22 protein-coding genes and 1 tRNA gene are annotated in these 24,464 nt (G+C 61.3%); 17 read left to right on the forward strand and 6 right to left on the reverse strand.

What is annotated here, in order from left to right:
- Positions 1 to 7 precede the first annotated feature (7 nt).
- From J3P92_RS19450 to J3P92_RS19480, 7 genes are all read left to right on the forward strand, one after another.
- Positions 8 to 922: a glutamate/aspartate ABC transporter substrate-binding protein gene (locus J3P92_RS19450; protein WP_420765237.1), complete on the forward strand. Its 915-nt coding sequence runs from the start codon at positions 8 to 10 to the stop codon at positions 920 to 922.
- 189 nt (positions 923 to 1,111) lie between these two features.
- A complete protein-coding gene (locus tag J3P92_RS19455) occupies positions 1,112 to 1,858 on the forward strand; it encodes an amino acid ABC transporter permease (protein WP_053124568.1) in 747 nt (248 codons plus the stop codon).
- A complete protein-coding gene (locus J3P92_RS19460; RefSeq protein WP_030140772.1) occupies positions 1,858 to 2,529 on the forward strand; it encodes an amino acid ABC transporter permease in 672 nt (223 codons plus the stop codon). The genes J3P92_RS19455 and J3P92_RS19460 overlap by 1 nt, the downstream gene beginning before the upstream one ends.
- Positions 2,526 to 3,260 (forward strand): amino acid ABC transporter ATP-binding protein, encoded by a 735-nt coding sequence (locus tag J3P92_RS19465; RefSeq protein WP_018614195.1) that lies wholly within the window; start codon positions 2,526 to 2,528, stop codon positions 3,258 to 3,260. The genes J3P92_RS19460 and J3P92_RS19465 overlap by 4 nt, the downstream gene beginning before the upstream one ends.
- Before the next feature lie 213 nt (positions 3,261 to 3,473).
- Complete coding sequence (locus J3P92_RS19470; RefSeq protein ID WP_434560307.1) at positions 3,474 to 5,375, forward strand: sensor histidine kinase; 1,902 nt, start codon at positions 3,474 to 3,476, stop codon at positions 5,373 to 5,375.
- 44 nt (positions 5,376 to 5,419) lie between these two features.
- Complete coding sequence (locus tag J3P92_RS19475) at positions 5,420 to 6,700, forward strand: sigma-54-dependent transcriptional regulator (protein WP_434651159.1); 1,281 nt, start codon at positions 5,420 to 5,422, stop codon at positions 6,698 to 6,700.
- A gap of 25 nt (positions 6,701 to 6,725) precedes the next feature.
- Positions 6,726 to 7,055, forward strand: a complete 330-nt coding sequence (locus J3P92_RS19480) for a GlpM family protein (protein ID WP_212800569.1) — start codon at positions 6,726 to 6,728, stop codon at positions 7,053 to 7,055.
- Positions 7,056 to 7,076: 21 nt separating this feature from the next.
- Here J3P92_RS19480 and J3P92_RS19485 read toward each other — a convergent pair whose 3' ends face one another.
- Together J3P92_RS19485 and J3P92_RS19490 are read right to left on the reverse strand one after the other, a co-directional pair.
- The gene (locus tag J3P92_RS19485) at positions 7,077 to 7,691 is read right to left on the reverse strand and encodes an NAD(P)-dependent oxidoreductase (RefSeq protein WP_420765240.1); all 615 of its coding nucleotides are present in this window, start codon (positions 7,689 to 7,691) and stop codon (positions 7,077 to 7,079) included.
- Positions 7,692 to 7,874: 183 nt separating this feature from the next.
- Positions 7,875 to 8,753 (reverse strand): MBL fold metallo-hydrolase, encoded by an 879-nt coding sequence (locus tag J3P92_RS19490; RefSeq protein ID WP_434648722.1) that lies wholly within the window; start codon positions 8,751 to 8,753, stop codon positions 7,875 to 7,877.
- Between the two features lie 112 nt (positions 8,754 to 8,865).
- On the opposite strand from J3P92_RS19490, the gene J3P92_RS19495 reads away from it, so the two are divergent.
- The 8 genes from J3P92_RS19495 to J3P92_RS19530 all read left to right on the forward strand — a co-directional run bounded on the left by J3P92_RS19495 (position 8,866) and on the right by J3P92_RS19530 (position 19,073).
- Complete coding sequence (locus tag J3P92_RS19495) at positions 8,866 to 9,771, forward strand: LysR family transcriptional regulator (protein WP_420765242.1); 906 nt, start codon at positions 8,866 to 8,868, stop codon at positions 9,769 to 9,771.
- Positions 9,772 to 9,981: 210 nt separating this feature from the next.
- Entirely contained in the window at positions 9,982 to 11,490 is a 1,509-nt protein-coding gene (locus J3P92_RS19500) for a sigma-54-dependent transcriptional regulator (protein ID WP_420765243.1), read from the forward strand.
- A 427-nt stretch (positions 11,491 to 11,917) separates the two neighbouring features.
- Positions 11,918 to 12,301, forward strand: coding sequence for a glycine cleavage system protein GcvH (gene gcvH, locus J3P92_RS19505; RefSeq protein WP_420765244.1), 384 nt, complete (start codon positions 11,918 to 11,920; stop codon positions 12,299 to 12,301).
- A 10-nt stretch (positions 12,302 to 12,311) separates the two neighbouring features.
- Positions 12,312 to 15,161: an aminomethyl-transferring glycine dehydrogenase gene (gcvP, locus tag J3P92_RS19510; RefSeq protein ID WP_434648724.1), complete on the forward strand. Its 2,850-nt coding sequence runs from the start codon at positions 12,312 to 12,314 to the stop codon at positions 15,159 to 15,161.
- 191 nt (positions 15,162 to 15,352) lie between these two features.
- Entirely contained in the window at positions 15,353 to 16,729 is a 1,377-nt protein-coding gene (locus J3P92_RS19515) for an L-serine ammonia-lyase (protein ID WP_434607430.1), read from the forward strand.
- Positions 16,730 to 16,760: 31 nt separating this feature from the next.
- Positions 16,761 to 17,885: a glycine cleavage system aminomethyltransferase GcvT gene (gene gcvT / locus J3P92_RS19520; protein WP_434607432.1), complete on the forward strand. Its 1,125-nt coding sequence runs from the start codon at positions 16,761 to 16,763 to the stop codon at positions 17,883 to 17,885.
- Between the two features lie 393 nt (positions 17,886 to 18,278).
- A complete protein-coding gene (locus J3P92_RS19525; protein WP_027902257.1) occupies positions 18,279 to 18,491 on the forward strand; it encodes a cold-shock protein in 213 nt (70 codons plus the stop codon).
- Positions 18,492 to 18,584: 93 nt separating this feature from the next.
- Positions 18,585 to 19,073, forward strand: a complete 489-nt coding sequence (locus tag J3P92_RS19530; protein ID WP_434607434.1) for an RDD family protein — start codon at positions 18,585 to 18,587, stop codon at positions 19,071 to 19,073.
- Between the two features lie 181 nt (positions 19,074 to 19,254).
- Here the strand turns inward: J3P92_RS19530 and nadA are convergent, their stop codons facing one another.
- Positions 19,255 to 20,313, reverse strand: a complete 1,059-nt coding sequence (gene nadA / locus J3P92_RS19535) for a quinolinate synthase NadA (RefSeq protein WP_434648726.1) — start codon at positions 20,311 to 20,313, stop codon at positions 19,255 to 19,257.
- Between the two features lie 306 nt (positions 20,314 to 20,619).
- Between nadA and J3P92_RS19540 the strand changes: the two genes are divergently transcribed.
- Together J3P92_RS19540 and J3P92_RS19545 are read left to right on the forward strand one after the other, a co-directional pair.
- A complete protein-coding gene (locus tag J3P92_RS19540) occupies positions 20,620 to 21,807 on the forward strand; it encodes a cyanate transporter (RefSeq protein ID WP_434560323.1) in 1,188 nt (395 codons plus the stop codon).
- Between the two features lie 117 nt (positions 21,808 to 21,924).
- On the forward strand, positions 21,925 to 22,860 hold the full coding sequence (locus tag J3P92_RS19545; RefSeq protein WP_434607440.1) for a LysR family transcriptional regulator: 936 nt from the start codon (positions 21,925 to 21,927) through the stop codon (positions 22,858 to 22,860).
- Between the two features lie 91 nt (positions 22,861 to 22,951).
- On the opposite strand, the gene J3P92_RS19550 is transcribed toward J3P92_RS19545, so the two are convergent.
- The 3 genes from J3P92_RS19550 to queE form a co-directional block, all read right to left on the reverse strand.
- Positions 22,952 to 23,027 (reverse strand) — tRNA-Lys (locus J3P92_RS19550).
- Positions 23,028 to 23,090: 63 nt separating this feature from the next.
- Positions 23,091 to 23,783 carry a 7-cyano-7-deazaguanine synthase QueC gene (queC, locus tag J3P92_RS19555; protein WP_420765252.1) on the reverse strand — a complete coding sequence of 231 codons (693 nt, stop codon included), beginning with the start codon at positions 23,781 to 23,783 and terminating at the stop codon, positions 23,091 to 23,093.
- Between the two features lies 1 nt (position 23,784).
- Entirely contained in the window at positions 23,785 to 24,432 is a 648-nt protein-coding gene (gene queE, locus J3P92_RS19560; protein WP_420765253.1) for a 7-carboxy-7-deazaguanine synthase QueE, read from the reverse strand.
- Positions 24,433 to 24,464: the final 32 nt, after the last annotated feature.

A 24,464-nucleotide genomic window follows, 5' to 3' on the forward strand; every position in this document is an offset into this window, starting at 1 on the left:
AACATCGATGCGCATCGTTCCCCATCTCCTGGGCGCAGCCGTTGCTGCCGCTCTGATCAGCACTCCGGTTTTCGCAGCCGAACTGACCGGCACGCTGAAAAAGATCAAAGAGTCCGGCGTCATCACGCTCGGCCACCGCGACGCCTCCATTCCGTTTTCCTATATCGCGGACGCTTCCGGCAAGCCCGTCGGCTACTCCCATGACATCCAGCTGCAAGTCGTCGAAGCCCTGAAAAAAGAGCTGGACGTGCCGAACCTGCAGGTCAAGTACAACCTGGTCACCTCGCAGACCCGCATCCCACTGGTGCAGAACGGCACCGTGGACCTGGAGTGCGGCTCCACCACCAACAACGTCGAGCGTCAGCAACAAGTCGCCTTCTCGGTTGGCATCTTCGAGATCGGCACCCGGCTGCTCTCCAAGAAAGATTCCAAATACAAGGATTTCGACGATCTCAAGGGCAAGAACGTCGTGACCACCGCCGGCACCACGTCCGAGCGCATCCTCAAGGCGATGAATGCCGACAAGCAAATGGGCATGAACGTCATCTCCGCCAAGGACCACGGCGAATCCTTCCAGATGCTGGAATCGGGCCGTGCCGTCGCGTTCATGATGGATGACGCCCTGCTGGCCGGCGAAGCCGCCAAGGCCAAGAGGGCGACCGACTGGGAAGTAACCGGTACTCCCCAATCCTACGAAATCTATGGCTGCATGATGCGTAAGGGCGACGAGCCGTTCAAAAAGGTTGTCGATGACGCCATTGTCGCCAGCTACAAGTCTGGCGAGATCAACAAGATCTACGACAAATGGTTCACCCAACCTATCCCGCCTAAAAATCTGAACCTGAACTTCCCGATGAGCGACGAGCTCAAGGCTTTGATCGCCAACCCGACCGATAAAGCGGCTGACGATAAGAAATCCTGATTTCTGACTAACCTTACCTCCTGGAAGGGCGCGGCCCTTTCCAGGAGTGTGTCATTCCCTGCTGGAACCAAAGGAAACACTCGCAACGGTAAGTCGAGCCGTGAGTGTGTGCCCGATCCTCAAGATTGGGCGGGAAAGGATTTCCCCCTGCAGATACTTGTACATCGAACGATCTGAGGGGAGACCCTAATGAATTACAACTGGGACTGGGGCGTGTTCTTCAAGTCCACCGGCGTGGGCAGCGAGATTTATCTCGACTGGTACGTGGCCGGCCTGGGCTGGACCATCGCCATCGCCGTCGTCGCCTGGATCATTGCCCTGCTGCTGGGCTCGATCCTGGGTGTGATGCGTACCGTGCCGAACCGGCTGGTATCGGGCATCGCGACTTGCTACGTGGAACTCTTTCGTAACGTGCCACTGCTGGTTCAACTGTTCATCTGGTACTTCCTGGTGCCGGACCTGCTGCCCGCCGACATGCAGGAGTGGTACAAGCAGGACCTGAACCCGACCACCTCGGCCTACCTGAGCGTCGTCGTGTGCCTGGGCCTGTTCACCGCCGCGCGGGTCTGCGAACAGGTGCGCACCGGCATCCAGGCGCTGCCGCGCGGCCAGGAATCCGCTGCCCGGGCCATGGGCTTCAAACTGCCGCAGATCTATTGGAACGTGCTGCTGCCCCAGGCCTACCGGATCATCATTCCGCCGCTCACCTCGGAATTCCTCAACGTCTTCAAGAACTCCTCCGTGGCGTCGCTGATCGGCCTGATGGAGCTGCTCGCGCAGACCAAGCAGACCGCCGAATTCTCGGCCAACCTGTTCGAAGCCTTTACCCTGGCGACGCTGATCTACTTCACGTTGAACATGAGCCTGATGCTGCTCATGCGCATGGTCGAGAAGAAAGTCGCGGTGCCCGGCCTGATCTCCGTGGGGGGTAAATAATGGAATTCGACTTCACAGGCATCATCCCGGCCATTCCCGGCTTGTGGAACGGCATGGTGATGACCCTCAAGCTGATGGCCCTGGGTGTCGTCGGTGGGATTATCCTGGGGACGATCCTGGCGCTGATGCGCCTGTCCCACAACAAGCTGATCTCCAACATCGCTGGCGCCTACGTCAACTACTTCCGCTCGATCCCGCTGCTGCTGGTCATCACCTGGTTCTACCTGGCGGTCCCGTTCGTGCTGCGCTGGATCACTGGCGAAGACACGCCGATCGGCGCGTTCGGCTCCTGCGTCGTGGCGTTCATGATGTTCGAGGCGGCGTACTTCTGCGAAATCGTCCGGGCCGGCGTGCAGTCGATCCCCAAGGGCCAGATGGGCGCGGCACAGGCACTGGGCATGAATTATGGCCAGGTCATGCGCCTGATCATCCTGCCCCAGGCGTTCCGCAAGATGACCCCGCTGTTGCTGCAACAGAGCATCATCCTGTTTCAGGACACCTCGCTGGTCTACACGGTCGGTCTGGTGGACTTCCTCAATGCTTCGCGAGCCAATGGCGACATCATCGGCCGCTCCAATGAGTTCCTGATCATCGCAGGTCTCGTGTACTTCACAATCAGCTTTGCCGCCTCGCTGCTGGTCAAGCGTCTGCAAAAAAGGTTCGCCGTATGATCTCTATCAAAAACATCAACAAGTGGTATGGGGACTTCCAGGTACTGACCAATTGCAGCACCGAGGTCAGCAAAGGCGAGGTTGTGGTGGTGTGCGGGCCGTCGGGTTCGGGCAAGTCCACGCTGATCAAGTGCGTGAACGCCCTTGAGCCCTTCCAGAAAGGCGACATCGTGGTCGATGGCACGTCCATCGCCGACCCGAAGACCAACCTGCCAAAACTGCGTTCGCGGGTGGGCATGGTGTTCCAGCACTTCGAACTGTTCCCGCACCTGACCATCACCGAAAACCTGACCATCGCGCAGATCAAGGTGCTGGGCCGCAGCAAGGAAGAAGCCACCAAGAAAGGCCTGCAACTGCTAGAGCGCGTCGGTCTGTCGGCCCACGCCCACAAGCACCCGGGCCAGCTCTCCGGCGGCCAGCAGCAGCGCGTGGCGATCGCCCGTGCGCTGGCGATGGACCCGGTGGTAATGCTGTTCGACGAACCGACCTCGGCGCTTGACCCGGAAATGGTCAACGAAGTGCTCGACGTGATGGTGCAACTGGCCCACGAAGGCATGACCATGATGTGCGTGACCCACGAAATGGGCTTCGCCCGCAAAGTGGCGAACCGGGTGATCTTCATGGATCAGGGCCAGATCATCGAAGACTGCCCGAAAGAAGAGTTCTTCGGCGACATCAGCGCCCGCTCCGAACGTGCACAGCATTTCCTTGAGAAGATTCTGCAGCACTAAGCATCGCCTTTTCTAGGCGCGCTTGTCCTTGTGGCGAGGGAGCTTGCTCCCGCTGGGTCGCGCAGCGGCCCTAAACCGGAAATGCAATGTCTCTGGCATACCGCATGAACCGTTTTGCGGCTGCTTTGCAGCCGAGCGGGAGCAAGCTCCCTCGCCACAGGACCGCGTTCGAAGGACGACCGCCGCCACACTGGTTGACCCAAGGCTTCTGTGATGAAATGCGACCCCACTCTTTATCGCGCCGCGCCGCCATCACTCGCCGTGAAACCCCGCCTGATCCGCCATCTGTTCCTGCCGCCGCTGGTCATTGCGTTGATGATAGGCCTGGGTTACCTCGGCTTCTGGATCAGCGAGCACTATGGCATTCGCGGCCTCGCCGAGAATGGCGAGCGCCAGTTGGAGCTGCACGCCCGCGCGGTGGAGAGCGAAATCAGCAAATACACCTATTTGCCCAGCCTGCTGGAACTTGAATCCAGCGTCTCGAAATTGCTCGACGACCCGACGCCCGAGCATCGCAAGACCGTCAACGAATACCTTGAGGGCCTGAACCGGCGCAGTCGCAGCCGGGCCATCTACGTCATGGACACCACCGGCCGCGTCATGGCCACCAGCAACTGGCGCGACGTCGACAGCTACCTGGGGGAAGACTTGTCTTTCCGCGCCTATTTCCAGAACGCCGTGCGCGGCCAGCCGGGGCGCTTCTATGGGATCGGCAGCACCAGCGGCGAACCCGGTTATTACCTGGCACATGGCCTGGAGCAACAAGGCAAGATCATCGGCGTGGCCGTGGTCAAGGTCCGCCTCGAAGCCATGGAGGAGCGCTGGCAGCGGGCCCGCCTGGAAGCCTTCGTCAGCGATGAGAACGGCATCATCATCCTCTCCAGCGATCCGGCGCGGCGGCTCAAATCGGTGCGTCCGCTGAGCGACGAAACCAAGGAGCGCCTGGCCCGCAGCCTGCAATATTACTGGTTCCCGCTCAACGAGCTGATCCCTCTGGCGCGGGAACGGCTGGCCGAGGGCATGGAGAAGCTGACTTTCCCCGCCAACACCGAAATAGCGGCTGACCAGCGCGCCACCAGCTACCTTTCCCAGACCCGGCCGCTGAGCGACACACCGTGGAATTTCACGTTACTGACCCCGCTCGAAGACCTGCGCCGCCAAGCGATCAACCAAGGCATCCTGGTGGCCGTGGCGTTTGCCCTGGTGGCTTTCCTGCTGATCGCCTGGAACGAACGTCGTAAAGTCATCGCGACCCGCCTCGCCGCTCGCGAAGCGTTGCAAGAGGCCAACAATCAGCTCGAACGTCGGATTACCGAACGCACCACCGACCTGCGGGCCAGCAACGAACGGCTCAAGGGCCAGATTCGCGAACGACGGCAGGCCGAAGAGACCTTGCGGCGCGCCCAGGACGAACTGGTGCAAGCCGGCAAGCTGGCGGCCATCGGCCAGATGTCCACCAGCATCGCCCATGAACTCAACCAGCCTTTGGCCGCCCTGCGCACCCTGTCGGGCAATACCGTGCGCTTTTTGGAAAGGGGCCAGCTGGATATCGCCAGCGCCAATCTCAGGACCATCAACGACCTGATCGATCGCATGGGTCGGATCACCGCCAGCCTGCGCGCCTTCGCCCGGCGCGGCGACGACAAGGGCCGGGCGAGCCTGGGCAAGGCTGTCGGGGCCGCGCTGCAATTGCTGGGCGCGCGCCTTGAAAAACTCGACATCCAGATCCACACGGCATTCGAAGACGTTCAGGTCCAGATCGACCAGACGCGCCTGGAACAGATCCTGGTGAACCTGATCGGCAATGCCCTTGACGCCATGCAGCTGCAACCCGCGCCGAAGCTGTGGCTCGAAGGCCAAGGCAGCGATGGCAAATATCGCCTGCGGGTGCGGGATAATGGCCACGGCATCGACCCGGAGGCTCGCAAGCATCTGTTCGAACCGTTCTTCACCACCAAACCCGGCGAACAAGGCCTGGGCCTTGGCTTGACGCTTTCGGCAAGCCTGTGTGCCGCCGCCGGCGGACATTTGGGAGTCGAGCATCCGGAGGATGGTGGCACCACGTTTATCCTCAGTTTACCGTTGGTAAGCCTTTTACCTGCCGAGCCGCTATGAACAACGACCTGAGCGTATTGATCGTCGAAGACGACCCCCACGTCCTGCTGGGCTGCCAGCAGGCCTTGAGCCTGGAAGATATTCCCTGCATTGGCGTGGGCAGCGCCGAAGAGGCCCTTGAGCGGGTCGGCGAAGATTTTGCCGGCATCGTCATCAGCGACATCCGCCTGCCGGGCATCGACGGCCTGGAACTGCTGACCCGCCTCAAAGCCCGGGACCGCAGCCTGCCGGTGGTGTTGATCACCGGCCACGGCGATATTTCCATGGCCGTAGGCGCGATGCAGAAAGGCGCCTACGATTTCATGGAAAAACCGTTCTCCCCCGAGCGCCTGGTGGACGTTGCACGCCGCGCCCTGGAACAGCGCAGCCTGGCCCGGGAAGTTTCTTCGCTGCGCAGGCAACTGGCCGAGCGTGATTCCCTGGAAGGCCGCATCATCGGCCGCTCGCCGGCCATGCAGCACCTGCGCGAGCTGATCGCCAACGTCGCCGACACCTCAGCCAACGTGTTGATCGAAGGCGAAACCGGCACCGGCAAGGAATTGGTCGCCCGTTGCCTGCATGATTTCAGCCGGCGCCACGACAAGCAGTTCGTCGCGCTGAACTGCGGTGGCCTACCGGAGAACCTGTTCGAAAGCGAGATTTTCGGCCACGAGGCCAACGCTTTCACTGGCGCGGGCAAGCGCCGGATCGGCAAGATCGAGCACGCCGATGGCGGCACGCTGTTTCTCGATGAAGTGGAGAGCATGCCCCTGCCCTTGCAGATCAAGCTATTGCGCGTGTTGCAGGAACGCACCCTCGAACGCCTGGGGTCGAACCAGAGCGTGTCCGTGGATTGCCGAGTGATTGCCGCCACCAAGTCCGACCTGGACGAAATGGGTCGGACCGGGCAGTTCCGCAGCGACCTGTATTACCGCCTCAATGTGGTGACGCTGGAGCTGCCGCCCCTGCGGGAGCGGCGCGAAGACATCCTGCAACTGTTCGAACATTTTCTCCAGCAATCGTCCCTGCGCTTCGACCGTACCGTGCCGGAGCTGGACAACCACACTCTGTCGAACCTGATGAGCCACGATTGGCCGGGCAACGTGCGCGAGCTGCGCAACGTCGCCGAACGTTACGCCCTGGGCTTGCCGGCGTTCAAGAAAGCCGGCACCAGCACCGGTAGCCAAGGCCTGGCCTTCGCCGAAGCGGTTGAAGCCTTCGAGCGCAACCTGCTGGTGGATGCGTTGCAACGCAGCGGCGGCAACCTGACCCAGGCCAGCCAGGAACTGGGCATGGCCAAGACCACGCTCTTCGACAAAGTCAAAAAATATGGCCTGAGCCACTGACCTGGGACATGAACCTGTGGATCTTATTTTCAAGGCCGCGCTCGGCGCAGCCGTTGTCGTCATCCTGGCGATGCTCGCCAAGACCAAGAACTATTACATTGCCGGGCTGGTGCCGCTGTTTCCGACCTTTGCGCTGATTGCCCACTACATCGTCGGCAAGGGCCGCTCGGTGGATGACCTGAAGACCACCATCGTGTTCGGCATGTGGTCGATCATTCCGTATTTCGTCTATCTCGCGACGCTGTACGTGATGGTCGACCGGATGCGCCTCGAAGCGTCATTGGCCGTGGCTGCCGTCGCCTGGTTGATGGCGGCGACGGTGCTGGTCAGTGTCTGGGTGAGGATCCACGGGTGATTCGCTGCACGGATCGATGGCTCAATAGCCGACAGTGAACCGCGTCCGCGAAAACTGCGGCGCCTGGACCTCATCGATCATCGCAATGGCGTAGTCGGCGAAGCCGATCCAACTGCGCCCGGCGTTATCGAACAGCAAGTGATCCTTGCCGACGCGGAACTGGCCGGTGCGTTCGGTTTCGACGAACTCCGCCGAGGGCGAAAGGAAGGTCCAATCGAGGTCCTGCTCCTTTCCCAGCACGTCCAGGAACAACGCTCCGGCCGTGGCTTCGGCCAGGTATTCCTCCGGGAAGCCTTTGCTGTCGATCACGCGGCTGTTATCCGGCAACAACAACGAACCGGCACCGCCCACAACCAGCAGGCGCTTGACTCCGGCGGCCTTCACCGGTGCGACAACCTTGTCGGCTGGCACCGTAGCGAAATGCGCGGCACTGATGACCACGTCGTGGCCTGCTACCGCTGCGGTCAGTGCCTCGCTGTCCAGTACGTCCAACTGCTTGCTGACCACTCCCGCCCGTGTGCCGATTTTTCCGGTGTTGCGGGCAATGGCCGTCACGCTGTGACCACGGCGCAAGGCTTCTTCCAGCAGTTGGCTGCCGGCCCGGCCTGTAGCGCCGATGATTGCGATGGTGCTCATGGGATTCTCCTATGGTTATTCGTAGTGATTACTTCAACGCGTTCTAGAACCATGAACACGTTCGTGGCGAGGGAGCTTGCTCCCGCTGGGCTGCGCAGCAGACCCAGTATTTTTGCGACGGCTTCGCAGCCGAGCGGGAGCAAGCTCCCTCGCCACAAAAGCGTCCAGATCAAAGTTCGGGTTTCACCACCTCATTTCGCCCTTCGCCACCTTGGCGCTCAGCTCCAGGGAACTGTCCTCCCCCAGCTGTGGATAGCGTAGTTTCATGGCGGCGATCAGTGCGGCGGAATTCTTGGCCTTGGCGGTTTCTTCGTCGAAGGCCTTGATGTAATCGGCGGTGAAGCGCACTGGCGCCAGGGAACGAGCGCTTTCGCCCAGGTAATGGCCAGGGATGACGGTGGTCGGTTGTAGCTTTTGCATGTTATCCAGCGTCGCCAGCCAATCCCGGTGGGATTGCGGCGTCTGGGTATCGGCCATCCAGACGTGAATGTTCTCCGCCACCACCACACCTCCCACCACCGCCTTGATCGACGGAATCCACACGAAACTGCGGTCCGGCTGAGGGCCGTCAAGGCCGATGACCTGCAAGCGCTTGCCTTCCAGCGTCAAGCTGTCGCCCTTGAGCACTTGGGGCACCAGCGTCTTGGACGGCGCGTCGGTCTTCAGGATCGGCCCCCAATATTTCAACTTGCCATCGGCAGTGGCCTTGATGTGCTCCACGGTTGGCGCGGATGCGAGGACTTTGGCTTCCGGGAAAGCGGCTACCAGGGTTTGCAGGCCAAAATAGTAGTCGGGGTCGCCGTGGCTGATGTAGATCGTGGTCAACCGCTTGCCACTGGCGCGGATTTTTTCCACGACCTGCTCGGCCTGGGTTTTGCCAAATTGGGCGTCCACCAGGATCGCCTCTTTTTCACCGCTGACCAATACCGAAGTCACCGGGAAAATCGCCGCCGCGCCGGGGTTGTAGACGTCGAGCGTCAAGTCGGCGGCCCAGGCCTGGGCCGTGATGGCCAGCGCTGCGGTCGCCAGCGACAAGCGTTTTAGAAGAGTGAAACCGGTCATGAGGTGCTCCGTTGTGCAATGGCCCGCAAGGGAATGAACGGAGCTTAGTTGCCAGACTCAGTACAAAAAATGCGATGCTGGGACATAGTTTGTTTCTAAAATCGGGCAGATCATGGATCGTCTACAAGCAATGCGAGTGTTCGTCACCGTGGTGGACCTGGGCAGCCAGTCGGCGGCGGCCGAGCACCTGGACCTGTCGCGGCCGGTGGTATCGCGCTATCTGGCGGAGCTGGAAGATTGGGTCGGTGCCCGGCTGATGCACCGCACCACGCGCAAGCTGAGCCTGACGGCCGCAGGCACGGAGACCCTGCCCCGCTGTCGGCAGATGCTGGAGCTGTGCGGCGACATGCAAGCGGCCGTCAGCACGCCCGAAGACGCGCCACGGGGCATGCTGCGCATCAGCGCCAGCCCCTCGTTCGGCCAGTCGCAATTGGCGAGTGCGATGGCCGAATACGTCCAGCGCTACCCGGGCGTGAGCGTTGACCTGCAAATGCTCGATCGCACCGTCAACCTGGTGGACGAACGCATCGACCTGGCGATCCGCATGAGCAACGATCTCGATCCGAACCTGATCGCCCGGCGTCTCACGGTCTGCCGTTCGGTCATCTGCGCCTCCCCCCGCTACCTGCGCGAACATTCGACACCGCAACGGGTGGAAGACCTGAGCCAGCACAACTGCCTGACCCATTCCTACGTAGGCAAAAGCCTCTGGCATTTCGAGCAGGACGGCGAACAGCTGTCGGTGCCGGTGCAGGGCAACATCAGCGCCAACGAAGCCAGCACCTTGCTCCAGGCAACGATAGCCGGCGCCGGTGTGGCGATGCTGCCCAGCTACCAGGTCGGCCCTCATATCCAGAACGGCGAACTGGTGCGCCTGCTGCCCCACGCCGAACCGCGCCGGATGAACATGTATGCGGTGTATGCCTCACGCAAGCACATGCCCTCGGCGTTGCGCAGCCTGCTGGATTTTCTGGTGCTCAGGTTTCCCGAAACACCGGAGTGGGATGTGGGGTTGTAGCTACCTCTGCGGGAACCTTTGTGGGAGCGAGCTTGCTCGCGATAGCGGTGTATCAGTCAATAAAAGGGTGGCTGACACTCAGCCATCGCGAGCAAGCTCGCTCCCACAAGGGATCTCTGTACAGCCTTAAGCCTTGCGCCAGGATTTCACCATTAGCCCGCCCCAAGGCATACTTGCCACCCTCCGCATTCCAGAACCCAAAGCCGCCCCATGCGTATCCACGTCAGTTTCATCGACCGCGTCGGCATCACCCAGGAAGTCCTGGCCTTGCTTGGTGGGCGCAATCTCAACCTGGATGCGGTGGAAATGGTCCCGCCCAACGTCTACATCGACGCCCCGACTCTCAGCCCACAGGTGCTGGATGAGTTGCGCGAGGCGCTGTTCAGCGTGCGCGGCGTGCAGGCGGTCACGGTGGTGGACATCCTGCCGGGCCAGCGCCGGCACTTGCAGCTCGATGCCTTGCTCGCCGCCATGACCGACCCGGTGCTGGCCCTGGACAGCGCCGGCAAGGTGTTGCTCGCCAACCCGGCGCTGATCGCCCTGTATGGTCGTGAACCGGCCGGGGAAAGCGTCGCGGAGCTGTTCGATGACGCGGCGCTGCTGGACGCGCTGTTGGAAAACGGTTTTCGCTTGCCGCTGCGGGAAATCACCGTCAACGGCCAGACGCTGCTCCTCGACGCCACGCCCATCACCGATGCCGGGGCGCTGCTGACGCTCTACCAGCCCAACCGTATCGGCGAACGCCTGTCGGCGCTGCACCACGATCACGCCGAAGGCTTCGACGCGCTGCTGGGCGAATCCCCGGCGATACGCACCCTCAAGGCCCGCGCCCAACGGGTCGCGGCCCTGGATGCACCGCTGCTGATCCAAGGCGAGACGGGCACCGGCAAGGAACTGGTGGCCCGCGCCTGCCACGCCATCAGTGCCCGACACAGCGCACCGTTCCTGGCCCTCAACTGTGCGGCACTGCCAGAAAACCTGGCCGAAAGTGAACTGTTCGGCTACGCCCCGGGCGCCTTCACTGGCGCGCAACGGGGCGGCAAGCCCGGGCTGATGGAGCTGGCGAACCAGGGCACGGTATTCCTCGATGAAATCGGCGAAATGTCGCCGTACTTGCAAGCCAAGCTGCTGCGTTTCCTGAACGATGGCAGCTTCCGCCGGGTCGGCGGCGACCGGGAAATCAAGGTCAACGTGCGGATTCTCAGCGCGACCCACCGTAACCTGGAGAAAATGGTCAACGAAGGCTCGTTCCGCGAAGACTTGTTCTATCGCTTGAACGTGCTCAATGTCGAAGTCCCGCCGCTGCGTGAACGCGGCCAGGACATCCTGCTGCTGGCGCGGTATTTCATGCAGCAGGCCTGCGCGCAGATCCAGCGCCCGGTCTGCCGCCTGGCCCCTGGCACTTACCCGGCCTTGCTGGGCAACCGCTGGCCGGGCAACGTGCGGCAATTGCAGAACGTGATCTTCCGCGCCGCCGCCATCTGCGAAAGCAGCCTCGTGGATATCGGCGACTTGGACATCGCCGGCACCTCCGTGGCGCGTCAGGGCGACGTCGAAGTCGAAAGCCTGGAGCAGGCGGTGGAAAGCTTCGAGAAGCATCTGCTCGAAAGCCTCTACGCCAATTACCCTTCTACTCGCCAGCTCGCCAGCCGACTGCAGACCTCCCATACCGCAATTGCCCATCGGTTGCGCAAGTACGGGATTTCCGGGAAGCCGTAGCTTTACTCGGCTACCTGTGGGAGCGAGCCTGCTCGCGAAAGCGGTATATCAGCCAACATCATCATTGACTGAAAAACTGCTTTCGCGAGCAGGCTCGCTCCCACATTGGTCTGAGGCGTATTTGAAAGTTAGTCAAAAACGACCTCCATCTGTACTGAAAGCGCTACAGCGGAACGATATCGCTACACCCCGCGCTGACCTGCTCTGCGCAAGGCTTTGATCCCGCAACGATTTTTTCCAGGCGCCTAGCTGTAGCGTTTTCGCTACAGCTTGTAATAGCGAGCGCGCTGGAAAACCATCCAATGCATTGATAAACAAAGACTTTTAAACATTGGCCACGTTCTTGCTAAAGGTTTAACCATTCGGCCGGGCCAAGCCCCGCGCCTTTCTTCGCGTCCACCAGACGAGTCTGGCCCCAGGAGTTTCCATGAGCGAGTTGCGTTTCACTGAAGATCACGAATGGCTGCGCGCCGAAACCGACGGCAGCGTCACCGTAGGCATTACCGCTTTCGCGCAGAACGCGTTGGGCGACGTGGTTTTTGTGCAACTGCCTGAATTGCAGGCCTACGCCAAAGGCGACGAGGCCTCCACCGTGGAATCCGTCAAGGCCGCCAGCGGCGTGTACATGCCACTGGACGGTGAAGTGCTGGAAGTGAATGAAGCACTCGGCGACAGCCCGGAGCTGGTCAACGAAGATCCGATGGGCGAAGGCTGGTTCTTCCGTTTTAAACCGACCGACGCCGATGCAGTGGCTAAGCTGTTGGATCAAGACGCCTACGACCGCCTGATCAAAGCCAACGCCGAAGCCTGAGGAGCGCACCATGACCGTTAATCTCGGCACCGCCAACGAATTCATCGCCCGCCACATCGGCCCGCGTGCAGGCGACGAGCAAGCCATGCTCGAACGCCTGGGCTACGACTCCCTGGAAGCCCTGAGCGCCAGCGTGATCCCGGAAAGCATCAAAGGCACCAGCGTCCTGGACATGGGCGACGGCCAGAGCGAAGCCGATGCACTGGCCTCGATCAAGGCCATCGCCGGCAAGAACCAACTGTTCAAGACCTACATCGGCCAGGGCTACTACAACTGCCATACGCCGGCACCGATCCTGCGCAACCTGCTGGAAAATCCGGCCTGGTACACCGCCTACACCCCTTACCAGCCGGAAATCTCCCAGGGCCGTCTCGAAGCACTGCTGAACTTCCAGACCTTGATCAGCGACCTCACCGGCCTGCCGATCGCCAACGCCTCCCTGCTGGACGAAGCCACCGCCGCCGCCGAAGCCATGACCTTCTGCAAGCGCTTGAGCAAGAACAAGGGCAGCAATGCGTTCTTCGCCTCCGTGCACAGCCACCCGCAGACCCTCGACGTGCTGCGCACCCGTGCCGAGCCCCTGGGCATCGACGTGGTCGTGGGCGACGAGCGCGAACTGAGCGACGTCAGCAGCTTCTTCGGCGCACTCTTGCAGTACCCGGCCAGCAATGGCGACCTGTTCGACTACCGCGAGCTGACCGAACGCTTCCACGCCGCCAATGCCCTGGTGGCCGTGGCCGCCGACCTGCTGGCCCTGACCCTGCTGACCCCTCCGGGTGAGTTCGGTGCCGACGTTGCCATCGGCAGCGCCCAGCGCTTCGGCGTTCCCCTGGGTTTCGGCGGTCCGCACGCGGCCTTTTTCTCCACCAAGGATGCGTTCAAGCGCGACATGCCGGGCCGGCTGGTCGGCGTTTCCGTGGACCGTTTCGGCAAGCCGGCCCTGCGCCTGGCGATGCAGACCCGCGAGCAACACATCCGCCGCGAGAAAGCCACCAGCAACATCTGCACCGCCCAGGTTCTGCTCGCCAACATCGCCAGCATGTACGCTGTGTACCACGGTCCCAAGGGCCTGGTGCAAATTGCCAACCGCATCCATCACCTGACCGCGATCCTTGCCAAGGGTCTGGGCGCAATGGGTCTGAAGGTCGAGCAAGAAAGCTTCTTCGACACCCTGACGCTGCACACTGGCGCGCAAACCGCCGCGCTGCACGACAAGGCCCGCGCCCAGCGCATCAACCTGCGTGCAGTGGACGCCGAACGCCTGGGCCTGTCCCTGGACGAAACCACCAACCAGGCTGACATCGAAGCACTGTGGAGCCTGTTGGCCGACGGCAAGCCTGTGCCGGACTTCACCGCACTGGCCACCAGCATGCAAAGCCGCATCCCGGCCGAGCTGGTGCGCCAATCGGCGATCCTCAGCCACCCGGTGTTCAACCGCTACCACTCCGAAACCGAGCTGATGCGCTACCTGCGCAAGCTCGCCGACAAGGACCTGGCGCTGGATCGCACCATGATCCCGCTGGGTTCCTGCACCATGAAACTCAACGCCGCCAGCGAAATGATCCCGGTGACCTGGGCAGAGTTCGGCGCCCTGCACCCGTTCGCCCCGGCCGAGCAAAGCGCCGGCTATCAGCAACTGACCGACGAGCTCGAAGCCATGCTCTGCGCCGCCACCGGCTATGACGCGGTGTCGCTGCAACCCAACGCCGGTTCCCAGGGTGAATACGCCGGCCTGCTGGCGATCCGCGCCTATCACCAGAGCCGTGGCGAAGACCGTCGCGACATCTGCCTGATCCCGTCTTCGGCCCACGGCACCAACCCGGCCACCGCCAACATGGCCGGCATGCGCGTGGTCGTGACCGCCTGCGATGCCCGTGGCAACGTCGACATCGAGGACCTGCGGGCCAAGGCCATCGAGCACCGCGAGCACCTCGCCGCGCTGATGATCACCTACCCGTCCACCCACGGCGTGTTCGAGGAAGGCATCCGCGAGATTTGCGGCATCATTCATGACAACGGCGGCCAGGTGTACATCGACGGCGCCAACATGAACGCGATGGTCGGCCTCTGCGCCCCCGGTAAATTCGGCGGCGACGTCTCGCACCTGAACCTGCACAAGACCTTCTGCATTCCCCACGGCGGTGGCGGCCCGGGCGTCGGCCCGATTGGCGTCAAGTCGCACCTGGCGCCGTTCCTGCCGGGCCACGCCAACATGGAACGCAAGGAAGGCGCGGTGTGCGCGGCGCCGTTCGGCAGTGCGAGCATCCTGCCGATCACCTGGATGTACATCCGCATGATGGGCGGCGCGGGCCTCAAGCGCGCTTCGCAGCTGGCGATTCTCAACGCCAACTACATCGCCCGTCGCCTGGAAGAGCATTATCCGGTGCTCTACTCCGGCAGCAACGGCCTGGTGGCCCACGAATGCATCCTCGACCTGCGCCCGCTCAAGGACAGCAGCGGCATCAGTGTCGATGACGTGGCCAAGCGCCTGATCGACTTCGGTTTCCACGCCCCGACCATGTCGTTCCCGGTGGCCGGCACGTTGATGATCGAGCCGACCGAAAGCGAATCCAAGGAAGAGCTGGACCGCTTCTGCGACGCCATGATCTGCATCCGCGAAGAAATCCGCGCGGTGGAAAACGGCAGCCTGGACAAAGACGACAACCCGCTGAAGAACGCCCCGCACACCGCGGCGGAACTCGTCGGCGACTGGACTCACCCCTACAGCCGCGAGCAGGCGGTGTACCCGGTGGCGTCGTTGATCGAAGGCAAATACTGGCCGCCCGTAGGCCGGGTCGACAACGTGTTCGGCGACCGCAACCTGGTCTGCGCCTGCCCGTCGATCGAAAGCTACGCTTAAGGTAAGTGGAGGGCGGTCCATCCGCCCTCCGAATCTTCCCCTGTGGGAGCGAGCCTGCTCGCGAAGGCGATATGTCAGCCAATCAGATGTCAACTGACACGCCGCCTTCGCGAGCAGGCTCGCTCCCACAGGAAATCTGTTTTCAAATCTCGTAAATCGTCGATCCCATAAAAAGAAACCGGAGAAACACCATGTCGTTAAGCGTGTTCGACCTGTTCAAGATCGGCATCGGTCCTTCCAGCTCCCACACGGTCGGTCCGATGCGTGCCGCGGCCCGTTTCGTCGAAGGGTTGCGTCGTGATGAGTTGCTCAATACCACTGCCAGCGTCAAAGTCGAGCTGTACGGCTCGCTCGGTGCCACCGGCAAGGGCCACGGCAGTGACAAGGCCGTGCTGCTGGGCCTGGAAGGCGAGCACCCGGACACCGTGGACACCGAAACAGTGACCGCCCGGCTCCAGGAGATCCGCAGCAGCGGTCGCCTGAACCTGCTCGGCGAACACACCATCGAATTCAATGAAAAACTGCACCTGGCGATGATCCGCAAACCGTTGGCCTACCACCCCAACGGCATGATCTTCCGCGCCTTCGACGCCGCCGGCCTGCAAGTGCGCAGCCGCGAGTACTACTCGGTGGGCGGCGGCTTCGTCGTGGATGAAGACGCCGCCGGCGCCGACCGTATCGTCGAAGATGCCACGCCCCTGACCTTCCCGTTCAAGAGCGCAAAAGATCTGCTGGCCCACTGCAGCACCTACGGTCTGTCCATCAGCCAGGTCATGCTGACCAACGAAAGCGCCTGGCGCCCCGAAGCCGAGACCCGCGCCGGCCTGCTGAAGATCTGGCAGGTCATGCAGGATTGCGTGGCGGCGGGCTGTCGCAACGAGGGGATCTTGCCGGGCGGCCTCAAGGTCAAGCGCCGGGCTGCGGCGTTGCATCGCCAGTTGTGCAAGAACCCTGAAGCGGCCTTGCGCGATCCGCTGTCCGTGCTGGACTGGGTCAACCTGTATGCCTTGGCCGTCAACGAAGAAAACGCCTTCGGCGGCCGTGTCGTCACCGCGCCCACCAACGGTGCGGCGGGCATCATTCCGGCCGTGCTCCACTACTACATGCGCTTCATTCCCGGGGCCAACGAAGATGGCGTGGTGCGATTCCTGCTGACCGCCGCCGCCATCGGCATCCTCTATAAGGAAAACGCCTCCATCTCCGGTGCTGAAGTCGGCTGCCAGGGTGAAGTTGGCGTGGCCTGCTCCATGGCCGCCGGTGCGCTTTGCGAAGTGCTGGGCGGTACCGTGCAACAAGTGGAAAACGCCGCCGAAATCGGCATGGAACACAACCTCGGGCTCACCTGCGACCCCATCGGTGGCCTCGTCCAGGTGCCCTGCATCGAACGCAATGCCATGGGCTCGGTAAAGGCCATCAATGCGGTGCGCATGGCCATGCGCGGCGATGGTCATCACTTCGTCTCCCTCGACAAAGTCATCCGCACCATGCGCCAGACCGGCGCCGACATGAAAAGCAAATACAAGGAGACCGCCCGCGGCGGTCTGGCGGTCAACATCATCGAATGCTGATGCGTGCCCCTTTCATTTTCCAGGAGCTGATATGTCCACCGAACAACTGTTGAAAACCCCGCTGCACGCGCTGCACCTCGAACTCGGCGCCCGCATGGTGCCATTCGCCGGCTACGACATGCCGGTGCAATACCCCTTGGGCGTGATGAAAGAACACCAGCACACCCGGGATCAGGCCGGGCTGTTCGATGTGTCCCACATGGGCCAGATCCGCCTGACCGGCGCGGGTGCGGCCAAGGCACTGGAGACGCTGGTGCCGGTGGACATCATCGACTTGCCCGTGGGCATGCAGCGCTACGCCATGTTCACCAACGACAACGGCGGCATCCTCGACGATTTGATGGTCGCCAACCTGGGCAATGATGAGCTGTTTTTGGTGGTCAACGCGGCGTGCAAGGATCAGGACCTGGCCCACCTGCAAGCGAACATCGGCGGTCAGTGCAGCATCGAGCCGCTGTTCGAAGCCCGCGCCCTGCTCGCGCTGCAAGGCCCAGCGGCCGTGACCGTGCTCGCGCGTCTGGCGCCGGAAGTGGCGAAGATGACCTTCATGCAATTCCAGCGCGTCACTCTGCTGGGCGTGGATTGCTTTGTCAGCCGTTCGGGCTACACCGGTGAAGACGGTTTCGAGATTTCCGTGCCAGCCGCCGATGCGGAGAAACTCGCCCGCGCCCTGCTGGCCGAACCGGAAGTCGCCGCCATCGGCCTTGGCGCCCGTGATTCCCTGCGCCTGGAAGCGGGCCTGTGCCTCTACGGCCACGATATGAACACCGAAACCACACCCATTGAAGCCAGCCTGCTGTGGGCGATTTCCAAGGTCCGCCGCGCCGATGGCGCGCGCGCCGGGGGCTTCCCCGGAGCGGAAACTGTTTTTGCCCAGCAACAGCAAGGCGTGAAGCGCAAACGTGTCGGCCTGCTGCCCCAAGAACGCACACCGGTGCGTGAAGGCGCGGAGATCGTCAACGAAGCCGGCGAGATCATCGGCACGGTTTGCAGCGGCGGGTTCGGGCCGACATTGGGCGGTCCATTGGCGATGGGTTATCTGGACAGCGCCTTCGTCGCCTTGGACACGCCGGTCTGGGCCATTGTGCGTGGGAAAAAAGTGCCTTTGCTTGTAAGCAAAATGCCATTCGTTCCGCAGCGCTACTACCGTGGTTGATTGGTTGTTTCTATAAGTAACGCGGTTTCGTTATACGTGCACTAATGTGTAACGCAACCGCCATAAAAAGGTGCATGTAGTGATATTCAACCGGGCTTATAACGCTACGGAACTATCGGACTAGCCTTTTGAATAAGCCCCCTCCCGCAAAACATCTAAAACGCCAGCAAGCTGAGCAAATCCGGGGCCTTCAGGGGGGTTGTTTTTTCCTTGGAAGTTGGCGTAGAGTTTCGTCACTGTGTTTGCATGGGTCGCTTGGATCGTGACCTGGGCAGTAGCCTAAGAAGTTAGCTACAACCCGTTCGACGTCATCTTACTTTCCTGCAACCCAGCCCCAGTACTCTTTCGTCTGGAAAGAGGCTGTCATTAATTTAGCGTCAAGGAAATAAGAAAATGGCTGAACGTCAGAGCGGTACCGTCAAGTGGTTCAACGACGAAAAAGGTTTTGGTTTCATCACTCCTGAAAGCGGTCCGGATCTGTTCGTGCACTTCCGCGCCATCCAGGGCAACGGCTTCAAGAGCCTGAAAGAAGGCCAGAAAGTCACTTTCGTTGCCGTGCAAGGCCAGAAAGGCATGCAGGCTGACGAGGTTCAAGCCGAAGCCTAAGGCTTTCGCAAACTAAAAAGCCCCTGATTGATATCAGGGGCTTTTTTATGGGCGTAAATCCGTAAAATGGCTTCTTTTTGGTTCGAGGCCGTCATGTCCAAACACCTGCTCACCCCACAGGGTGACTTCCCTCCCGCCGGCCTGGGCCGTCGCCTGGCCGCGATGTTCTATGATTTTTTGCTGTGCACGGCGCTGCTGATCGTCACCGGTGGCGTGTACAAGATGATCCAGATGATGATCATCGGCGAAGAAAAGATGCGTGCCCTTACCGACGCCGGCGCGCTGGATGGCGATCCGCTGCTGTCCACGGTGTTGCTGTTCGTGCTGTTCGGCTTCTTCGCCAAGTTCTGGACCCACAACGGCCAGACCCTGGGCATGCAGGTCTGGTGCATCCGCGTGCAGAACACCGATGGCACCGCCATTAGCTTGTGGCAGGCGTTGTTGCGATTCGTGGTGTCGATTGCGTCATTGCTGCTGGTGGGGCTGGGCTTCATCTGGGCGCTTTTCGACAAGCGCAAGCGGGGCTGGCATGACATCTATTCGGATACGCAGTTGGTGCGGATTCCCAAGAAGACCAAGTAGGAACTCACTACAACCCCGTGGCGAGGGAGCTTGCTCCCGCTCGGCTGCGCAGCAGTCGTAATCCAGCCAATGCGGTATGACTGAATAACCCCGCAGTGTCTCGTTTGGGGCTGCTTCGCAGCCCAGCGGGAGCAAGCTCCCTCGCCACAAAAAGCCCGGCAGGCCTCAAATCTGTTCAGCGTCAGGCATTACCCGCTAACTTCATCCGCGCCGCCTGGGTGAAGTCCAGCATGCGCTTGAGCGGGCGAATCGCCTGGGGGATCAATGCCGGGTCGACGAATATTTCGTTGCTGCCTTCCTTGAGCGCCTGAAGCGTGCGCTCCAGCGTGTTCATCGCCATCCATGGGCAGTGCGCGCAACTGCGGCATGCCGCGCCGTTGCCGGCGGTAGGGGCTTCGATGAAGACCTTGTCCGGGCACAGCTGCTGCATTTTGTAGAAAATGCCGCGGTCGGTGGCGACGATCAGCGTCTTGTTCGGCAAAGTCTGGGCGGCGGCAATCAACTGGCTGGTGGAACCCACGGCATCCGCCAGTTCGATCACCGACGCCGGTGACTCCGGGTGCACCAGGATGGCGGCGTCCGGGTACAGCGCCTTCATATCTTCCAACTGCTTGGACTTGAACTCTTCGTGGACGATGCAGGCGCCGTCCCAGAGCAACATGTCGGCGCCGGTCTTGCGCTGGATGTAAGTGCCCAAGTGCTTGTCCGGACCCCAGATGATCGTCTCGCCGTTGTCCATCAGGCTCTCGACGATTTCCAGGGCACAGCTGGACGTCACCACCCAGTCCGCACGGGCCTTCACGGCCGCCGAAGTGTTGGCATACACCACCACGGTGCGCTCCGGATGCTGGTCGCAGAACGCCGAGAATTCATCCACCGGGCAACCCAGATCGAGGGAGCAAGTGGCTTCCAGAGTCGGCATCAGCACGCGTTTTTCTGGGTTGAGGATCTTGGCGGTCTCGCCCATGAATTTGACCCCGGCCACCACCACGGTCTTGGCCGGATGGGCGTTGCCAAAGCGGGCCATTTCCAGGGAGTCGGAGACACAGCCCCCAGTCTCCTCGGCCAGGGCCTGAATGACCGGGTCACAATAGAAATGCGCAACCAGCACCGCGTCCTGAGCCTTGAGCTCGGCGGCAATGGCGGCGCGGTACCAGGCCTCTTGCTCGGCGGACAGCGGCTTGGGCTGCTTGGCATCGAGGTGAGCCTGGACCAGAAGGCGTTCGGAAATCTGCGTCATGTTCGCAAGACCTATAGGCGCGTTTAGCGCGAAAGTCGAGTATACACCCGGCTCCGGACCACTCGGGTACCGCCGGGAAAGTGAGTGTCATCAGGCACGGGACAGCGTGAAGCCGGCAAGGCTACAGAATATCCCGCCGTTGCAAAAGATCATTCTGACCTGTGCCCCGGCAGACGACTTTGCGCCTGCGCCTGTGGTTCTGAGCGTGACGTATTTAATTATTCAATTCCCCCAGCCAGTTTTCAGTTTGCCGAGCCCAACGCGGCCGGGCCTAAATGGCGCTTTCTTCCCCGCCAAGGCCTTGTCATGGAAAACGTTCAAGCCTCAAGTACCCGCGTATTCTGGCTGATGACCAGCATCGTATGCGTGGCGCTGAATCTGCGCCCTTCGATGGCGGCGGTCGGGCCTTTGCTATCCGCCATTCGGGGCGAAGTGCCCCTGACGTTCAGCATGGCATCGTTGCTGACGATGTTGCCGGTCATGGCCATGGGCTTGGCAATGTTCCTGGGCCTGCGAGTCGCCCTGCGCATTGGCGAACACCGCACCATTGTCCTGTCGCTGGTAGTCATCGGCCTTGCCACGGTCTCGCGCCTGTACCTGGATAGCGCCGAAGCGTTGATCATCAGCGCCGTTTTGGCCGGCATCGGCATCGCCCTGATCCAGGCGGTGCTGCCAGCCCTGATCAAGTCGCGGCTTGGCGATAACGTCTCGTTGTTCATGGGGCTGTACGTCACGTCGATCATGGGTGGCGCGGCCATCGCGGCGTCATTTTCCCCGTTCGTCCTGGCGCAGACGGGCAGCTGGCGCATCGGCCTGGCGATCTGGGCATTGCTGGTGCTGGTCGCGCTGGGCTGCTGGCACGCTCAACGCTCGGTCGTCATGCCATTACCCAGAGCACCGGGACGACAACAGGGCTCGTTCTTTGCCAACCGCCGGGCTTGGCTGCTGGCCCTGTTCTTCGGCCTGGGCACCGCGTCCTATACGTGCGTACTGGCCTGGCTGGCGCCGTATTACCTGGAAAAAGGCTGGAGCGAACAGCAGGCCGGCCTGGTCTTGGGGTTCCTCACAGCGATGGAAGTGTTGTCCGGCCTGGTCACCCCGGCAATCGCCAACCGCAGCCAAGACAAACGCCCGATACTGACGGTACTGCTGACATTGATCATGGCTGGCTTCTGCGGCTTGATCCTCAGCCCGGATCGCTTCAGCCTGCTGTGGCCATGCTTGCTGGGGCTCGGTATCGGCGGTCTGTTCCCGATGAGCCTGATCGTCTCCCTCGACCACCTGGACGACCCGCGCCGGGCCGGCGCGTTGACGGCATTCGTGCAAGGCATCGGTTACCTGATCGCCGGCCTGTCGCCATTGATTGCCGGAGTGATCCGTGACCAATCGGGCAGTTTCGAATGGGCCTGGTGGTCGCTTGCGGTGGTGATGGGGCTGATGATCCTGATGGTGTTGCGCTTCAACCCCAGGCAATACGCGCGGCATATTGGCTAGTCTTCGCTGTCGTAGCAAAACATCTACCCTGCCGAAAGATAAACGGCCAAGGCTCCTGTATAAAGGAGACCTTCGTGGGAACAGGATGTTACGCAAGGATGGCGCCGAGATTAGCTGATGCTCATTAGTAACCTGCTTCGAAAGCTGGATATGCAAGACCTGATGGTGTTCGTCGCCGTGTTCGAACAGCGCAGCGTCACCCAGGTTTCCGAAGCCCTGTGTGTCAGCCAGTCGACCGTCAGCTATTGCCTGAAAAAACTGCGCACCAGCTTCGAAGACGAACTGTTCACCGTGACACGCGCAGGCATGAGCCCCACTCAGAAGGCCATCGTCATGTATGGCCAGGTGCTGGGGGTGCTTAACACGATCAACCAATGCCACTCCGGCATCCAGCCATTCGATCCACGTCAGGAAGAGATCACATTCAACCTCTGCGCGCCGGAATACTTCGAACTCCTGATCCTTCCGAACCTGGTCAAGCGCTTCATCGGCAACCGTGTTCCGGTGGTGATCAACACCACGAAGTTCCAGCGCGATATTCCGGTCGACGCGCTGAGGGACGATCGCTTCGATCTTGCAGTGGGTTTCGGCCCGCATTTCCATGGCGATACCAACGGCCTGCAATCACGGGTATTGCTGACGGATGAGCTGGTGTGCGTGGTGGATAAACATTTCCCCGGCCCTGGGCAAGCGTTCAGCCTCGACGCATTTGTCGCGGGGCAGCATGTATTTCCGACCCCTTGGACATCCGACACCAACATGATCGATGGCTGGCTCGCTCGCCAGGGCTCCAGGCGACAGATCGTCGCGCGCGCCAACAGCTACGTGACAGCCTTGGCCCTGGTCACCGGAACCGACTATATCCTGACCCTGCCCAAACGCATCCAGGCATTGCTTTGCGACGACCAACGATTCGGCGAGCGCCAGCCGCCACCGGGGCTGCCGGGCTTTACGCTTGAGATGATGTGGAGCGAAAAAGCGAGCCAGGACAACCGGAACACCTGGTTGCGCCAGCAGGTCATGGACGTTTGCGCCGAGGTCGGCCAGCGCTGACCACGGCATCGATCCGACTTTTTCGCGGGCAAAAAAAAATCCGGAAATCCTCACTTTCGTGGGCCTTCCAGACTTTTAAAACTACAGAAAATGGTGGGTCGTGTGGGATTCGAACCTACGACCAATTGGTTAAAAGCCAACTGCTCTACCAACTGAGCTAACGACCCTCTGTGTGGTGGCGCGTATAATACTGATTTTTAAGGACTATTCAACACCTAATTTCAAAAAAATCAAAAATAAGGTGTTGGATCGCTCACACCCGCCGCAGCGAAGCCTTCGGCACGCAGCCGGCAGCTGTCGCACTTGCCGCAAGCGCGCCCTTGATCGTCGGCCTGATAGCACGAAACGGTAAGCCCATAGTCGACGCCAAGGCTCACGCCCGCCTTGACGATTTCGGCCTTGCTGAGGTTTTGCAGCGGCGCCAGGATGCGGAAACCCTGTCCCTCTACACCGGCCTTCGTCGCCAGGTTGGCCATGCGCTCGAACGCCTCGACGAACTCCGGTCGACAATCCGGATAACCGGAATAGTCCACCGCATTGACGCCGATGAAAATATCCCGCGCCTCCAGCACCTCGGCCCAGCCCAGCGCGAGGGACAGAAACACGGTGTTGCGCGCCGGCACGTACGTCACCGGGATACCTTCGCTCGGCGCTTCGGGAACGTCGATGGCGCTGTCGGTCAGGGCCGAACCGCCAATGCCGTTGAGGTTCAGGCCGATGACTTTGTGCTCGACCACGCCCAGATCCCGGGCGACCCGTTCAGCGGCCTGCAATTCTGCACGGTGGCGCTGGCCGTAATCGAAACTCATGGTGTAGCAGCGATAACCTTCGGCACGAGCCATGGCCACGACGGTTGCCGAGTCCAGGCCGCCCGACAGCAGGATGACCGCGCGTTTTTCAGCAGTGGTTGAATGTTCAGTCATGTCAGCGCCCCGGCTCGTCGTTCCAAAGATATTTATGCAACTGCAATTGCAGGCGCACCGGCAAATTGTCCGCCACCACCCAATCCGCCAGATCCCGCGCATTGAGGTCGTGATGACTTGGCGAAAACAACACCTCGCCGGCTCGCTGGTCGAGTCCATGCTGGATCAGCTTGGACACCGCCCAGTCATAGTCTTCCCGGGAGCAGATGACAAACTTGACCTGGTCGTTGCGGGTCAACAGTTCAATGTTCTCGTAGCGGTTGCGATGGGCTTCCTTGGAACCAGGCGTTTTGAGGTCCACGACGCGACTGACGCGGGGATCGACCGCCGAGATATCCAGCGCACCGCTTGTTTCCAGGGAGACCTCATAGCCGGCGTCGCACAGCTGCTTGAGCAAAGGGATGGCATTGGGCTGCGCCAATGGCTCGCCCCCAGTGACGCAAACATAGCGCGGACGGAAGCCGGCCACTTGTTCGAGAAGATCGTCGAGGGTTCGCATTGTGCCGCCGCTGAAGGCATAGGCGCTGTCGCAGTACTGGCAACGCAACGGGCAGCCGGTGAGGCGCACAAAAACAGTGGGCAGCCCGGCCGTTCGCGTTTCACCCTGCAAAGAGTAAAAAACTTCGGTAATTCTCAATGTGTCTTGCATAGTCGCCACGGGCGTAACAGCTAAACAGGCTG

Origin of the sequence: Pseudomonas sp. D3-27, from assembly GCF_051132165.1 — a bacterium.
Lineage (GTDB): Bacteria > Pseudomonadota > Gammaproteobacteria > Pseudomonadales > Pseudomonadaceae > Aquipseudomonas.

Coding starts and splice junctions, on each gene's coding strand:
- J3P92_RS19450 (WP_420765237.1), top strand. CDS start 8: ATGCGCATCGTTCCCCATCTCCTGGGCGCAGCCGTTGCTGCCGCTCTG.
- J3P92_RS19455 (WP_053124568.1), top strand. CDS start 1,112: ATGAATTACAACTGGGACTGGGGCGTGTTCTTCAAGTCCACCGGCGTG.
- J3P92_RS19460 (WP_030140772.1), top strand. CDS start 1,858: ATGGAATTCGACTTCACAGGCATCATCCCGGCCATTCCCGGCTTGTGG.
- J3P92_RS19465 (WP_018614195.1), top strand. CDS start 2,526: ATGATCTCTATCAAAAACATCAACAAGTGGTATGGGGACTTCCAGGTA.
- J3P92_RS19470 (WP_434560307.1), top strand. CDS start 3,474: ATGAAATGCGACCCCACTCTTTATCGCGCCGCGCCGCCATCACTCGCC.
- J3P92_RS19485 (WP_420765240.1), bottom strand. CDS start 7,691: ATGAGCACCATCGCAATCATCGGCGCTACAGGCCGGGCCGGCAGCCAA.
- J3P92_RS19490 (WP_434648722.1), bottom strand. CDS start 8,753: ATGACCGGTTTCACTCTTCTAAAACGCTTGTCGCTGGCGACCGCAGCG.
- J3P92_RS19495 (WP_420765242.1), top strand. CDS start 8,866: ATGGATCGTCTACAAGCAATGCGAGTGTTCGTCACCGTGGTGGACCTG.
- J3P92_RS19500 (WP_420765243.1), top strand. CDS start 9,982: ATGCGTATCCACGTCAGTTTCATCGACCGCGTCGGCATCACCCAGGAA.
- gcvH (WP_420765244.1), top strand. CDS start 11,918: ATGAGCGAGTTGCGTTTCACTGAAGATCACGAATGGCTGCGCGCCGAA.
- gcvP (WP_434648724.1), top strand. CDS start 12,312: ATGACCGTTAATCTCGGCACCGCCAACGAATTCATCGCCCGCCACATC.
- J3P92_RS19515 (WP_434607430.1), top strand. CDS start 15,353: ATGTCGTTAAGCGTGTTCGACCTGTTCAAGATCGGCATCGGTCCTTCC.
- gcvT (WP_434607432.1), top strand. CDS start 16,761: ATGTCCACCGAACAACTGTTGAAAACCCCGCTGCACGCGCTGCACCTC.
- J3P92_RS19525 (WP_027902257.1), top strand. CDS start 18,279: ATGGCTGAACGTCAGAGCGGTACCGTCAAGTGGTTCAACGACGAAAAA.
- J3P92_RS19530 (WP_434607434.1), top strand. CDS start 18,585: ATGTCCAAACACCTGCTCACCCCACAGGGTGACTTCCCTCCCGCCGGC.
- nadA (WP_434648726.1), bottom strand. CDS start 20,313: ATGACGCAGATTTCCGAACGCCTTCTGGTCCAGGCTCACCTCGATGCC.
- J3P92_RS19540 (WP_434560323.1), top strand. CDS start 20,620: ATGGAAAACGTTCAAGCCTCAAGTACCCGCGTATTCTGGCTGATGACC.
- J3P92_RS19545 (WP_434607440.1), top strand. CDS start 21,925: ATGCTCATTAGTAACCTGCTTCGAAAGCTGGATATGCAAGACCTGATG.
- queC (WP_420765252.1), bottom strand. CDS start 23,783: ATGACTGAACATTCAACCACTGCTGAAAAACGCGCGGTCATCCTGCTG.
- queE (WP_420765253.1), bottom strand. CDS start 24,432: ATGCAAGACACATTGAGAATTACCGAAGTTTTTTACTCTTTGCAGGGT.